At 36.2% G+C, this 17668-nt stretch carries 2 protein-coding genes; both read left to right on the forward strand.

Going from position 1 to position 17668, the window contains the following annotated elements:
• Positions 1-187 precede the first annotated feature (187 nt).
• Positions 188-7954: a SpvB/TcaC N-terminal domain-containing protein gene (locus DK508_RS20225; protein WP_109302586.1), complete on the forward strand. Its 7767-nt coding sequence runs from the start codon at positions 188-190 to the stop codon at positions 7952-7954.
• 194 nt (positions 7955-8148) lie between these two features.
• Positions 8149-17424 carry a neuraminidase-like domain-containing protein gene (locus DK508_RS20230; protein ID WP_109302587.1) on the forward strand — a complete coding sequence of 3092 codons (9276 nt, stop codon included), beginning with the start codon at positions 8149-8151 and terminating at the stop codon, positions 17422-17424.
• Positions 17425-17668: the final 244 nt, after the last annotated feature.

The following is a 17668-nucleotide window of genomic DNA, read 5'->3' on the forward strand; positions in this document are numbered from 1 at the left end:
TATATTCTTATATTTAACTCCTCTTTAATGCAGTGCTAGAGTTTTGAATCTGTTATAACTCTGTATGTACTAATATTTTTCTTGTTCGATATTACTCCAGTGCAAGAAGTAATCCCCACGTAATTAAATCAATTATTATAATTGATAACCCCAGAAAAAGAATATAAATAATTTCAAATTATTTGATATGCTAAAAAATGATTCTGAGGATAAAAATACCGGGAAACAGCAGTCAACAACAAATGTTGATCTTCTTACAAAAGAAAACGCAACACAGTCTAATGCAATAGAGGTTCCTTCAATTTCGCTCCCAAAAGGCGGGGGCGCCTTAAAAGGGATCGATGAGAAATTTGAAGTAAATCCATCCAATGGTACAGCAGGGTTTAGTATTCCATTACCCATTTCTCCAGGCCGAAACGGTTTTTCTCCGTCGATAGGATTGAGTTATAATTCTGGAGTAGGTAACAGTGTGTTTGGCATAGGTTGGTCTATGGGATTATCTTCTATAAAAAGAAAAACCGACAAGGGATTGCCTAAATATCTAAATGATGATCTTGCTGAGGATACATTTGTTTTTTCTGGGGTAGAAGACCTGGTTCCTTGTATTGAAAAAGCATCTTCTGAAAAATGGGAAACAAAAATTAATCAAATTGATGGTTATACAATTAAAAAGTACCGTCCCCGTATCGAAGGAGGGTTTGCAAAAATTGAAAAAATCAGCCATTCTGATCAGGGTGTATATTGGAAAGTAACGACACCTAATGATCAGGTTACATTTTATGGTTACTCTTTAAACGCTCGCATAGTCGATCCAGAAGATGAAGAAAGAGTTTTTGAGTGGCTACCAGAGTTTTCATATGATAATAAAGGGAATTACATTTCTTATGAATATAAAGAAGAAAACCTTGATAATGTTGCAAACGAAGTTTATGAAAAAAATAGAATTAACGGCTTAGCATCTTTTACAAATAGATACCTAAAACGGATCACGTATGGAAACCAAAACCCTTATTTTCCTAACACTCAAAAACCATACATGTTTGAAAAACCATTGAATGACCCATGTCATTTTGAATTGGTGTTTGATTATGGTGAGCATAATAACGAGGTACCAACACCAGATGGATTTTATGCACAACAATGGGGTTATCGCAACGACCCGTTTTCTTCGTACAGATCAGGTTTTGAAATTCGTACCAATCGATTATGTCAACGAATATTGATGTTTCATACTTTTCCAGAGTTACATACAGGTACTCCAACTTTGGTTCGATCATTAGATTTTGAGTATTTGTCTTCAACATCATTAAAAGAAAAGACAGATCGTCCTGCAGAACTCACCTATTTGGTAGGAATTACACAAAAAGGATATGTTAGAAAACCTGACGCAACCTATGCTGTAAAAGCATTACCTAAAATGACTTTTGATTATCAATGGTTGCATTGGAATACGGAGGTAAAAGAAGTTTCTGAAGAAAATTTGAGACATGCTCCTACTGGCCTTTCAGGTAATTATCAATGGGTAGATCTTTATAATGAAGGAATTAACGGAATTCTCACAGAGCAGGCCAATGCCTGGTATTATAAAAGTAACTTAGGAGAAGATAATCATGGAAATGTACGTTTTACTAATGCTAAAGCGATTATCCCTAAACCTTCATCTTTAGGAATTAATAATGGAGTAGTGCAACTACAAGATTTGGATGCTAATGGATTAAAACAAATTGTAGTACATGCTCCCGGACAGCAAGGATATTTTGAATTAAATGATGATGGCAAATGGCAGCCATTCAAGAGTTTCTTAAAAGAACTACGTATAGATCTGCGTAATCCCAATGTGCGCATATTTGATCTTAATGGAGATGGAAAACCAGAAGTAATTTTAAGTGACCATGGAGCTTTTTGGTGGTATGAAAACAAAGGAAAAATTGGTTATGATAGTGCGCAATTTGTACCAAAACCTTATGATGATGAATCCGGACCTGCAGTAGTTTTTCAAGATCAACAACAACGTATTTTTTTGGCAGACATGACAGGAGACGGTCTTACAGATATTGTAAGAATTATGAATGGTGAAATATGCTATTGGGCAAATCTGGGTTATGGCCGATTTAGTGCCAAAATTACTATGGGAAATGCCCCTTGGTTTGATACTCCAGAACTTTTTAATCCTCAATACATACAGATTACAGATATTAGCGGAACAGGAGTATCGGATATTATATACCTGGGTAAAAACACGTTTAAAGCATATCTTAACCATAGCGGAAATGCATGGAGCGATGCAACAGACATAGGACCATTCTTTACTACAGAACAACCCAATAAAATTACAATAACTGATCTATTGGGTAATGGTACCTCTAGTATTGTTTGGTCTTCAGAGCTTCCGGCTTATAAAAATGCCCCTATGCGATATATAGATCTTATGGGAGGTGTTAAGCCACATATCATGAAAAGCTATGAAAACGGATTAGGTAAGAAAAGCCAGGTAGAATATAAGAGTTCGACATATTACTACCTTAAGGATAAGCAAGAAGGAAAGCCATGGATAACCAAACTACCGTTTCCTGTACAGTGTGTAAGTAAAACCATTATAACCGAAGAAGTAACCAAAGTTAGATTTGCTACAGAATACTCGTATCATCATGGATATTATGATCATGCCGAAAGAGAATTTAGAGGTTTTGGTAGAGTAGAACAAAGAGATAGCGAGTTTTTTGAAGTTTTTAAAAAAACAGGAGCGAGTAATGTGGTAACCAAAGAAGATCACCAACCGCCAGTACTGACCAAAACCTGGTATCATACCGGAGCTTTTCTCGATGTCAAAAAAATAATCACCCAATTTAAAAAAGAATATTGGTACGAAGGGTTTGTACAAAAAGGATTTGATGTCGACCCTATCGAATATGAATTACCAGATGCAGTACTATCTGTAGCAAAACATCTAGCCGATTTTAATATAGACACATTAGATGTTCAGGAATATAGAGAAGCGCTAAGAGCCTGTAAAGGAATGGTACTTCGTACCGAGGTATTCTCTTTGGATGCAAAAGACGAAAATGATCTTGAACAGTTAAAAAAGCAAGCTACTCCTTATAGTGTGGCTACCCATAATTGTGAAATTCAATTACTACAACCAAAATATCAGAATAAACATGCTGTATTTATAGTAAAAGAAATCGAAGCTATAACCTATGCTTATGAACGCAATCCTGAAGATCCCAGAATAGCTCATTCCTTAAATATCGAAATAGACGAATATGGTAATGTTCTTGAATCGGTTGCTGTGGTATATCCACGTATACAAACAGAAGAGATATTAAATGATTCCCAGAGTGATACAATGGCAGCTCGCCAAGCAAAACAGCACGCTCGTAATGCTCAACAAAAAAACTGGATTACCTATATAAAAACCGATTATACCGATGACATCATTACTGACGAACATTATATATTAAGACAGGGTTGGCAAACCAGAACATATGAATTAACGGGTCTCACTCCTGGGAATAATATTTTTGTTATCGATGATTTTAAAAATCTTGTAGATGCATTACCTGAAATCGAGTACCATAAAAAAACCAATGACGCTCAGCAACAAAAAAGGTTAATTGAGCATGTAAAAACTAAGTTTTATGATAATGAATTAAAAATACCATTAGCCGATGGTAAAATAGGGATTTGGGGAATTAATTATGAAAGCTACCAATTGGCATTTACTCCTAATCTTTTACAAGATATATACACTCCTAGTGATCATTCGCAAGCCTTTGAAGTGGCCGATCAGGATATGTTACTGGCAAAATATTATCAGGAAGATACGCATTGGTGGATTAGATCAGGAACCATTCAATTTATTAAATCGGGAGAAACTATAGAGGATGTGAAAAATCGTTTTCTACATCCAATATCATACACTGATCCTTTTGGTACCAAATCCGAAGTGTTTTATGATCCACTTTTGTTATTTGTGAACCGTACTTTGGATGCAATAGGCAATGAAACAAAAGTACTAGAATTCGATTATCGCACATTTTCTCCTACAAAAATGATGGATATCAATGATAATATATCGGCTACAATACTAGATGAGCTGGGATCTGTAAAAGCTATGGCGATAGAAGGTAAGGATACTAATAATGATAATATAGGTGAAGAAGGAGATACTTTAATTGGCTTAACCGAAATAACCAGTGGTAATGAGCAATCTCTAATTGATAATTTTTTTGCTACTGCTCAGGTACATGAGATTTGTAACTATACCCAACTACAAAGCTTAGCAAAAGACTTATTACAATCGGCAAGTAGCAGATTGATTTACAATTTTGATCAAATACCAACTGTAGTGGCTAGTATTAGTAGAGAACAACATGCCACCGAAAATCAGGATGGCCCTTTACAAATCGGTTTTGAGTATAGTGATGGTTTGGGTAATGTGGCAATGGCCAAGGTACAAGCTGAGTCTGGCATTGCCAAAAAAGCAATTCCTCTAGCCAATGATAACTGGCAAATAGAAGAAGTAGATACTGCCAATCAATTACGGTGGGTAGGTAATGGACGTACGGTTTTAAATAATAAAGGAAATCCAATAAAACAGTATGAACCTTATTTTTCAGTATCTCCTGTATATGAAGATGCTGCAGGTTTGGTAGAAACAGGTGTTACGCCACTATTATTTTACGATGTAGCTGGGCGAGCTATCAAAACCGAATTACCTAATGGAACATGTACAAAAATAGAGTATGATGCCTGGAAACAATATTCGTATGACACCAATGATACTGTAAAAGATAGTGCATGGTATAAAGAAAGAATGATTCTTGCTGATAATAATCCAGAAAAGAAGGCAGCCTTAAAAACAGAAATACATGATAATACCCCTTCCTGCGTCGTATTAGACACCTTAGGTCGAGCAGCTGTTGCCATTGATCATAACCGATTTAAAGATGCCAATGAGCAAACTATAGAAGAATTTTCATATACCTATGCCATTACTGATATTGAGGGTAATGCTCTAGCGGTAATTGATGCCAGAGGCAATACAGTAATGCAGTATCAATATAACCTTTTAGGGCATCGCGTTGTGCAAACGAGCATGGATGCAGGTAAACGATGGATGTTTATGAATGTATTGGGCAATCCGGTCAAAACCTGGGATGAGCGTAAATACGAATTCTCGTTTGTATATGATGTTATACACCGACCTATAGAACAATGGGTAAAAGGAGGAGAAGAAACTGTTCCCATTCATGTGTTATACGAAAAAATAGAATATGGAGAGGGGCAACCCAATGACAAACAAAATAACCTACGAGCTAAGGCAATTACAGTATATGATACTGCTGGCAAAATAGTAACCGATCAATACGATTTTAAAGGAAATGTACTTTCTTCAACTCGAATATTTGCAAAAGAATACAAAACTACGCCTAATTGGAATGTTGTTAATCCTGATGATCTATTAGAAGGGGCCAAATATAGCTTTACTTCGAGTACTGAATATGATGCATTAAATCGCCCGATCAAACAGATACAACCTGATGGTAGTGAGCATATGCCATTTTTTAATTCCGCAGGTTTCCTAGAAAAAGTTGAAGTCAAAAAAGAGAATACTACCACAAATTATGTACAAAACATCAATTATGACGAAAAAGGGCAACGTAAAAATATCCTCTACGGAAACCAGATACAAACACAATACAAATACGACCCCAAAACTTTTCGCCTAAAACAACTTAGAAGTATAAAAAATAATGGAGAAGTACTACAAGATCTCAATTATACCTATGACCCATCTGGGAATATAACTCAAATACAGGACAAAGCAATCCCCGTAGTGTTTTATAATAACCAAAAAATAAATGGTAAAAATGAGTATACCTATGATGCCTTATATCGCTTGATTCATGCTGTTGGTAGGGAACAAAGTACCTATACCACAGACTTTAGTACTGGTGATAATTGGAGCGATGGCAATACCAAATTTAATCACAATCCTAATGACCCAATGGCAATGCATAGTTATACGCAACGCTATCAATATGATCATGTAGGTAATATAATGCAGATGAAACATATGGCAGGCCCTAGTTCATGGACACGGGATTATGTGTATGAGACCAAAAATAATCGGATCAAAAGTACCGAAGTTGGTAATTATACGCATGAGTATATGCATCATCAACAGCATGGATATATACTAGCGATGCCTCACCTACCTCTAATGCAATGGAATTTTAAAGAGGAACTTACAGTGAGTGCGAAACAAGTACGAACCGATGGTGGTGTTCCCGAAATGACCTACTATGTATATGATGGTAGTGGGCAACGAGCTAGAAAAATAACCGAAAATCAGGCAGGTGCGGGCAATACCCCAACTCAAAAAGATGAACGTATCTATGTAGGAGGGTATGAGGTGTATCGACATGAAAATGGGTTAGAACGAGAAACATTGCATGTCATGGATGATCAACAGCGCATTGCTATGATTGATACAGAAACCGAATCAAAAGTATTGCTTGGGATCTCTATTGGCCGAACCACACCGGTACAAACGATACGATATCAATTAAGTAACCACCTCGGATCTTCTAGCCTCGAACTTGATGAAAATGCGACGGTTATAAGTTACGAAGAATACCATCCTTATGGTACCACGGCCTATCAAGCCAAAAATGCAGCGATCAAAGCGGCCGCCAAACGCTACCGGTATACCGGTATGGAACGGGATGAAGAAACAGGATTAGCATACCACAGTGCACGCTATTATTTACCATGGTTAGGACGATGGTTAAGTGCCGATCCTAGTGGAGTTAATGATGGAATAAATGTTTATAGTTATGTAAGTAATAACCCTATTAATTTATATGACCCTACCGGGCATGAAGGAAAATCTTTTTGGGATACTTTTAAACCTGGAGGGGCTGTATTTGAAACATTAGATAGCGCGGTTAATCCTTCGAACCCAGTCGCCAGAGCAGTTATGAATAATTTAAATGATAGAGGGGAAGCTATAGTCGATTCTACTTTAAATAGTTTAAAAGAAAAGGGTGAAGATTTAGGGGATATAGCTTATGGTATAACTCATATAAATGAAGAAGGGTCAAAAGACAAACTTACTGCCGCGTTAAAACGTAGAGGGGAGGCTCCTCTCAAAAGTTTAGTAGGTGCTGCTAAGGGTTTTGCTGGTCTTGTAGAAAACACTGGGAATGGACTTGGAGATATAGCTTATTATTCGACTCATAGTGATGAACCCGATGCAGGTGCAAAAATAGGAAATGCTGTTACAGATGTTATTTTGGATGGAGCAGCAATTGTGTCAACTATAGCAGGAGCAAAAGCCTCTCTAAACAATGTAAAGAGTGCACTTGCTAAACCAAATCCTCCTGCACCAAAACCTCCTGCACCAAAGCCCCCTGCACCAAAACCTCCTGCACCAAAACCTCCAGTATCTGCACCTCCCGTTGCTTCGCCTCCCGTTGCTTCGCCTCCTGTCGCTTCGCCACCACCAGTGACAGCGGCTCCCAAACCCGTGTTACAGTTGCCAGATAATCCTAGAAGATTACCTATTGGGCCAGATGGTAAACCAGAATTCCATGTTTGGAAAGGAGCACTACTAAGAAAGAAAATTGTTACAGGTGCGACATCAGATGGTATTACTGCTTCGCTTAGAAAAAGATTTCAAAGATGGGCAGAAAAACATGGTACTGCAGATGGACCAGCTATTCCAGGAGCAACAGGTAGAGATGTTCAGGTAGGACATGTTGAAGGTCAGGCACATGTGCTCTCTCCGCAAGGGACTACTGTGCAAGTAATGCCTCAGTCGGCATCTGGAAATCGATGGTGGAGTACTTTCGAAAAATCGTATGCCGATAGAATAAGAGATTGGAATCAAGCTCACCCTGGCGAAACTCCAATACCTGTAAGACCTAAAGGTCAACATAGGAATTAATAGGATAACGAATTAAATGATATAGAATAATAAAATATTGAGGTAACTGATCTTCAAAATAATTATTCAAAGAAGTTAAGAACTCGATAGCGCGGATTTCCAATCTGTGTTATCCAAAAAACCAAATGTACTCTAGTCTTGTACCAGTGACAAATATATTTAGAAATTAAGAAGAATATAAGAACAATATAATCATGAAAACCACAGTCAATACTAAAACCACAACACGCCTTAATTTCTTTAAAGCAGATTTAGGGAAGGAGAAAATCATAAATGAAAAATTTACTTCGATTTATGAAGAATCTAAAGGGAATTGGGATAAGATCTCGGTAAGATTAGAAAAAGAACCAGGGTTCTCAAAAGAGATGTGCGAAAAATTACATTTCACTCATAAGATATCTCAATGGTGTGATGATAGAGAGAAATTAGTTGAGCGATTTCAAAAGGATAAGAAAATCAATTCCATGCGGGATGTGGCACTTAATTTCAATAAAGAGGCTTTAGTAAAAGTGGTAAAAAATACTAATGCTGTTATAGAAGCAAAAACTCCGAAGATTATAGCAAGCGAGTTACATACGCGTTTATTTCATGCGCAACCTACAGCGACAATACAACGCATGCTGGGTGACCCTAAAGAAAGCCCCGTTAGCGATAAAACCAGAAGCGGCCAATTAGCAACGTTCTTAAGTAATCAACCCCAGAGTTTTAATATAAAAACGATGTCGGTATATGAGGCATTTAAACATGAGAATGCCTTTAAGGATATCAATAGCGAAAGTGCAGAAGAGGTTGTACAAGAAATAAAAACACTACAACGAGTGGTAGCTTTAAGTCCAGTCCCAGAAGTACTGCCTGTTTTGATAAAAAGTAATATGACTTCGGCATTGCGAATTAGCGATATGCCAGAAACTCAATTCATACATACATTTTCAAAAGATTTTGGTGAAGACGGAGAATTAGTAGCAAAGCAGTTACATACCAATGCCGTTAATGCTAGAATCCGGAATGAACATGCATTGATCGCTCTTAAAGAGGTAGGACAGGGAACAGGTGTTGATTTTATAGATCGATCATTACAAAAAACTTCTGCTGACGATATTAAGAGTGTGGGAGCCATGGCTTCTACCTCGCATGCTACCGAGGGAGTCGTTCATAGAGTGTTACAAGATCATCATTTAAGTTGGGATGCATTATTTGGTGATGCCGATTTTTGCGAATGCGGAGAGTGTAATTCAGTATATAGTGCTGCTGCATATTTCGTAGAGTTATTACAATACCTAAGAAATAATAATCTGGATCCTCATGCAACTGGTCCAACCGCAATACAACCGCAAGATAATCATGATATATCCAACACGCCACTAGAAAAACTCTTTAAACGCCGTCCGGATTTAGGATGTTTGCAACTTACCTGTAAGAATACCAACACTATACTCCCATATATCGATCTGGTCAATGAGGTAATGGAAAACTATATCGTCCATCATCATACCAAACCTTTTAATGTTACGGATCAAACTTCTGGCGAGCTATTGGCACAACCTCAAAATACCGAATATGAAGCCTATTGTATTTTGCATAAGGCAGTGTATCCTTTCACTTTGCCGTATCATCAGCCTATTGATGTAGCCAGAGTATACCTCAATCATTTAGATACCAGTCGTACCGAGCTGATAGATACTTTCAGATCGGTACGAAAAGAAAAGACCGAACCTGTACCAGACGAAGGAGATCCATCTACTGATTCATCAATTACCTTTACCGAAGAAGAAGAAAAAGAGTTAGATGATTTACATACAACCTATATAGATCGGGCGGTAGATGCAGAGTGTTTGCAACTTACACAAGAAGAATATGTAATCCTTACAAAAGAGGCTTTTGTTACCAAGGAGTATTGGGATAAGCAATGTAAAAAGGAACACACAGATCAGGAGTATCTTGATAAAATTGGTGTAAAACCTATACACGAGTACTACGGATATGACACAGAAGCAGCAATGCTAGATGATGCAGAGACTTCAAAAGTAGGGCTTACCTTTGTTAAAGATCAATTTTTGAGGCGTACAGGAGTTTCGTATGTAGAATTAGTAGCATTACTCAAAACCCAATGTCTTAATCCTAATATCCCCAGCGGAGAAGCTTTGCAAATTATGCAAAGTATTGCCTTTAGCTATCGGTTTTTACAAACATTAGTTGATCATAGTGCCAGCAACCCAAAGGATAAATATAAAGTATTGATAGAAGGTTTAAATAAGGCACAACCACTAGTTCCTATATATGAAGAATTACTAAATCCCGACCCTTGTGGTCCAAAAGCTGATCCTTGTGCAGATAATAAAGATTTTGAAAAATGGGTGTATTGCTATTTTGAACGTATCGGAAAGATCATCGTGCTAGAAAACGGAGTGAGTTGCATTGATGGTGAGTTCACCTATCACTTTTCTTCAGACATCGGTAGTTTAACCTTGGGAATAGTTAGAAATTGTCAAATCATTTTTACCGATCCCACAACGGGCGAAGAGTCTGTTATTGCAACTATCGATAAATATACGGGATTAATAACCATAATAGATGAAGATCCCGGTGCAGATTATAGTACCTGGACACTTTTTAAGTTTGAAAGTAGTAATGGCGAGAAAGGAAAAATAATTGAAGTAGGTGATGATTTGTATCTGGTAAGTGAAAGAAGAAACCTTCCTTTTTCTGTAGGTAAAGTCGATAATTGCGATCTCGATACCGTAAGATTGATTCATTTAGACGGAAGCCCGGTAACAGCACAGGAATATGATCATATTCATCGATTTATACGGTTATGGAAAAAATTGGGATGGACTATTGATGAAGTAGATAAAGCGCTTATTGGTTTAGGAGATCATCAAGATGATTGTATGGACGACCTTTTACCAGGTGATGCAGATTGTATTTCAGATTGTGATGATTTGTTTGAAGATACAGAAGACTGTGGCGAAAGTGAAAGTAATGGAGATTGTTTTAGAGCAAAAGATATTCAAAAAATACAATGCGAGATTACGCCAAACTTTTTACATCAATTAATTGCCGTTAAAAAACTGTTGGATGTCACCGGATTAGAATTAATCAAATTGCTCACCTTTTGGACAAACATTAGTACTGCCGGAGAGAAATCTTTATATAAACGCTTGTTCCTGAAACATAACCTAAAGGGAATAGACAAAGTTTTTGTCGAAGATAAGAACGGGAATTACCTAACCAAACAAACCAAAATCACAGAGCATATGCCTGTTATTATGGCGGCATTTAATAGTTCTTCAGATGACATAAAAGCAATTATGAAAGTTGAAGGGATAGAAGATATTTTGAATATTTCCAACCTTACTATGATATACCGCTATCGACTTCTTTCAAAAGTTATTGGATTGAAAATTCCTGCCTTTATACGTGTTCTTCCGGTATTTGGAGACCCTTTTATTGACGCACATACCTCTTTGATGTTTACGGATAATTGGGCCAAAATGGAAGATACAGGATTTAATTATCGTCAGTTAAATTATGTAATAAAGGATGATGATGATCCCAAAAGACCTTTAGCACCATCGTCACAAGAAATACTACTGTTGGCCAAAACACTTTATGATGGATTAAATGCCATAGATGAAACCCATAAAGATATTAAAGAAGAGGACGAACTGACCATCGAGATGATTCGTACAAAAGCCGTTTTGTTATACCCCCAGGAATTAGTAGAGAAAATTATTGGAATTATAGAAGGAATGAACCCTTTTATAACCAATACTCCTAAAAACTTGACAATTGAAATTGCGGAAGGCAAAACATTAAAAAACAAATTGCGCTATAATCCCGAAAAAGGAAACATTCAGATCACAGGAATATTATCTCAGGCCGAAACAACTGATTATAACAGTTTAACCAATGACCCTAAATGGGGGGAAGCCTTAGAACGAATTGAAAAACAGCAAAGTAAATTATTTAAAGAAGTATTATTTCATGTTTTTGAAACTGAAAAACAAAAATCACCAGAGCGAAAAATAGAAGTAGAAGCCGCTGAGGTAATTCTGAAATCGGGTGATATCCTTGTTCCATTTGAGGAAATAAATGAAGGAGAAGAAGATCCAAATACGGCTCCTAAAAAGAGTAGAGCCTTTATGAATGTATTCTTACCCTATTTGAGAGATCAGCTCACACATCGGTTTGTCGTCGAAACCCTATCACAGTCTATCGGCCTTGAAGAAGAAGAGACTGATGTACTCATTTCAGAAATATTGACTGCAGGCAATCCCAAAAAACCTATCTACACTATTTTTGAAGCCATAAAAGAAAGTGCAAAACCTGTACAAACCGATTGGAATGGTTATCTAATTCCTTCAGCAAAAAATGAATATACTTTTATTATAAAAGACACCGATACAGTACCTGTTATAACTTTAGATGGTAATATGCTATCATTTGCTCAACAGGAAGACCCTACCAACGAATGGTGGAGTGACCCGATAAAACTTGAATCAGGAAAGTTATATACATTACATGTTTCAGGTAAAGAGTTGAATACTGTTTTCTGGAAAACACCAACATCATCAATCGAGAATATTCCGCCCTCTTTACTACTTCCGGATTTCACAACAACAATGACAGAACAGGCATATATTCTTTTGTATAAGACTTCGATTCTGGTAAGCGGTTTTGATATTGCTAATTTCGAACTTAAGCATTTCAATGAATATCCTTCTGATTTCGGAAATATAGATTTTAATGCTATCACTTTTGATCATTGGTTGCGGTTAGAGGCTTATATCCGCTTACGAAACTCATTACCTAAGACAGCAACTAATTTAATAGAATTTTTTAAGTGGACACATACCCCTGACGATGCCTCTAAGCTTAGCGAAAATATGTCTACACTTACCCTTTGGGAAAAAGAGAACATCGACATATTGATTCATGAAGACCATTTTGATATGAACAAACCTGAAGCTTTTCAGAATGAAATTAACTTGTTGAAATTACAAAAAGCTTTAGAAGTCGCCGATAAGATAGCTATGGATATCGATCTATTGTTCGAATGGGCCAAACCGACATCAAACTTCAAAAAAACCAGAAAAATAGCAGATAGTATACAACATGCCATTCGGGCAAAATATAAACAAGAGGATTGGGAGCAAGTTGTAAAACCTTTGAATGATCAAATTAGAAATCACCAGGAAGATGCTCTAATCGCGTATCTATTACAACAACCTGATCTTATCCAATGGGGAGTAACGGATGCCGATGGATTATTTGAATATTTTTTAATCGATGTACAAATGGATGCTTGTATGGAGACTTCCAGGATCAAACAAGCACTATCCTCGGTACAATTATTTGTTCAAAGATGTTTTCTAGGTTTAGAAGAAGTGCATAGTGGGATTACTCCCGATATTCTAGATAGAGAACGTTGGAAATGGATGCAGCGCTATCGCGTTTGGGAAGCGAACAGAAAAGTGTTTTTATATCCCGAAAACTGGATCGAAAGTAATCTTAGAGATGATAAAACGCCTTTCTTTAAAGAGCTAGAATCCGAATTACTGCAAAATGATATCACCAAAGAAAATACAGAATACGTCCTTAAATCTTATCTGTATAAAGTTGATGAAGTAGCTAATATGGAAATTGTTGGACTTTATATCGAAGGAACTAAAAATGTTTCAGATATATGGACCGAAGGAAGTAAGCTTCATGTGTTTGCCAGAACCCGAAATGCCCCTTATTTCTACTATTACCGATACTTGACATTAGATCAGATGAATTGGTGCCCTTGGGAAAAAATGGAAGTAGATATTCCGTCGTATGATGTAGTAAATTCAAATAATGAAATTGCGAATAATGGATGTTATTTAATTCCTATTGCATGGCAAGATCGATTATTGGTGTTTTTTCCTCAGTTCATGAAAAAAGTAAAACCTGCAAATGATGGTAGCCAAACGATAACTGATATGGCAAATACTTCTGTAGCGAATAATAAACCTAAAGAATATTGGGAAATAAAAATGGGAATGAGTGAATATCGTAATGGTAAATGGACTTCAAAACAATTGAGTAAAGATACCATCAATTTTGTAGATGGTAGTACACTTCCAGATATCGAGCGTTTTGAATTTATACCATCAATACACTCTTCCAACAAAGAATTCAATATTAAGATAAGCTATAAGAATAGTAGTACAATAATTGGTAAAAATTCTTTTAAATTTAGTGGAACTAACTTAACCACTTTTTCAGATTCATCCACTAACAATAACGATATTGAAGTAGTCCGTTTTCATCATGATAATCTTGGTATAATAAAATCTCTACAACCACAAGGTGCAATTAAAGACGAAATTGATAAGTACGAATTCAAGGATCAAAATGCAACTACTTATAATGGAGGAGATAATTTTTATTTTGCAGATAACCATAATTTACTCAGTAAATTAAACTCGGGAAACCTCACCACTTTTTTTGGCTATAATCTTAATATTTCTAATCCTGACGAAGCTTTTGGAGCATATAATCATGATAATGATTTAGCGACCCATGATGTATACCATGAGTTAAAAAGACCTTACTCCCTTTATAATTGGGAATTATTTTTTCACACTCCGATGATATTGGCCAACACTTTAAGTGAGTCGCAACAGTTTGAAGATGCTATGAAATGGTATCACTATGTATTTAATCCTACAGCAGATGGGATTGATAATAAACGTTTTTGGCAGTTCAGACCGTTTAAAGAAATAGATACTAAACAGATTTTGGATTCAATTTTTAAGAATTTAGAACCTAATACATCTAATCAAGATATTACCGCATGGCGTAATGATCCTTTTAAACCACATTTGATAGCGAGAAGCCGCCCTGTAGCGTATATGAAATGGGTAGTCATGAAGTATATCGATAACCTGATAGCTTGGGGAGATTATTTATTCCGTCAGGATACTATCGAAAGTATTAATCAGGCAACACAACTTTATGTATTGGCATTTCATATACTAGGCAAACGCCCTCAAATGATTCCTAAACGTGGGAAAATCAAACCGCAAACGTATAATTCGTTATTACATAAGTGGGACGCCTTCTCAAACGCTATGGTAGAGCTTGAGATGGCAGTACCATTTAGCAATCAAACTTCATTACCTGTAGGAGTTGAAAGTGGAGTCGTGGGATTTGCTAATATATTTGGTTTTTCATCTTCATTGTATTTTTGTATTCCTAATAACCCAAAATTGATGCGATATTGGGATACTGTTGAGGATCGTTTGTTTAAAATAAGACATTGTCTAAATATTGAGGGAATCTTTCGTAAACTTCCACTGTTCGAACCGCCTATCGACCCAGCATTATTAGTGAAAGCCGCTGCACAAGGCCTCAGTATTGCTTCAGTATTAAATGATCTTAATACGCCAATGCCAAATTATCGTTTTTACTATTTACTACAAAAATCAATTGAACTTTGTAATGAATTAAAATCTTTGGGAGGAGCAATGCTATCTGCATTAGAGAAAAAAGATGGCGAATCTCTGGCATATACTAGAGCTACTCACGAAGGGATAATGAATAGTCTAATTATGGAAGTTAGAAAGAAACAACTAGAAGAAGCAGAGAGTACTATTCAAAATCTAATGGAAAACAGAAGGTTACCTGAACAGCGAATGAAGTTTTATTTGAAATTGATTGGAGAAACTGAAGATAAGGTGCCAAATTTCGAAACCGACTTTAGTCCATTAGAAAATAAAATCAAGATACCCGAAAGTTATAGTAATGTGTATGTAAATACATATGAGAAAGTGGATATGCAAAAGGCCAAAGATGCTCATGATTTACAAGATACCATTGGGAAAATAGAATCTATGGGTAGCGCATTATCATATATACCAGATATTGAAGTTAATGCAAAACCATTAGGTTTGGGGGGAACAATAGTTTTTGGAGGCTCGCAATTAGGTCCAGCTACTGCAGCAATTGCCCGTTGGATGCAAACTGATGCGGCAGAACATAGTTATGCATCAGGTAAAGCAGCTAAAAAATCAGGTTTCCTTCGTGCTCACCAAAATAGAGTACTACAAGCAAATATTGCAGGTTTAGAACTTAAACAAATAGACAAACAAATCTTGGCGCAGCAAATTAGGGTAAACATTGCCAATCAAGAAATTAGTAATCAGCAAAAGCTAATTGATAATGCCAAAGAAGTAGAAAATTTCTTGAGAGATAAATATACAAATGAAGAATTGTATACCTGGATGAAAGGGAACCTTAAAACGGTATATCACCAAGTATATAGTTTGGCTTATGAGTTGGCAAAAAAAGCAGAAAAAATATATCGTTTTGAACGTGGACTGAGCACTTCGGATTTTATACAATCAGGATATTGGGATTCGGGACGTGATGGATTACTAGCCGGAGAACAATTATATGTAGGATTAAAACAACTTGAATCTGCATATCACGAGAAAAAAACTCATGATTATGAAATCACAAAACACGTATCCCTACGACAAATAAACCCGTTAAGTTTGATACAACTCAAAGAAACAGGTATTTGTGAATTTAATCTTCCCGAAATTTTGTTCGATATGGATTATCCAGGGCATTATAAGCGTCGTATCAAATCAGTTTCGTTATCTATTCCTTGTATTGTGGGCCCATATACTGGGTTAAATGCTTCATTAAGACTATTAGAACATAAGTTTCGCAATAGTGCTATAGCAAAAAACAAGAATGATTATAAAGAGAAGATAGAAGAAAGTGATGATCGTTTTATGACGTTTAATATTCCTGTTACTGCTATTGCAGCTAGTTCTGCACAAAATGAAAGTGGAATGTTTGAACTTAATTTCAAAGATGAACGGTACTTGCCTTTTGAGGGAGCTGGAGCGATTAGCAAATGGCGATTAGAATTGCCAGATTTCCGTCAGTTTGATTATGATACTATCTCAGATGCCATCGTTCATGTTCGTTATACGGCTAATGAAGGAGGAGAGCGAATGAAAAAAGCTGCAATTGATACAGTTGTTGATTTTAATAAGAATAATGAAGAATTGGGACAGCAAGAGGGGTTGTTTTCAATTATTGACCTTAAACACGATTTGAGTAACGAATGGTACAAGGCAATGCAGGTCAATGAAGGAGATGCAGAGCGAATACTACCCATTAAAAATATTATAGATTTTTTACCATATTATGTGAGGTTGGACCAGAATGGTAAACCTAGAGAAGCAAAAGATATTAAATTAACAGATATTATTTTAACAACAGATTCGGATTTACAAGCTTCAGAAATTGTAATTGAGCAAGGAGATGATGAGGTTAATTTTACTGATGGTATATCCGTTGGCGAAACTAAAACTTTTGCAATAAGAGATGAAGAAATTAAAGCCGACAGTATGAATGTAATAATTAAGAATGTAGATAAAGAAATCAAGAAAGCGTTACTGGTGGTTCGGTTTATTTTAAAATAAAATCTAGTCAAAACGATTGATTACGTGCCTTACAACAATTTACCCTTTCAATTTTTATTGGATTACAGATTGTAGACCTTGATTAACTTAGCGTAAAAGCCATTTAATTTTTTATTAAATGGCTTTGTCATTTGTTATGGTGAATATAAAATAACAGGTACTAGGTGTTAACCTTTTTAGGATAAAAACATAAAAAGGAAATAAATAGTAAAACCATGACTAGAGTCTTCATTTTCGTATGTAT

This window comes from Aquimarina sp. AU474, from assembly GCF_900312815.1.
Lineage (GTDB): Bacteria > Bacteroidota > Bacteroidia > Flavobacteriales > Flavobacteriaceae > Aquimarina.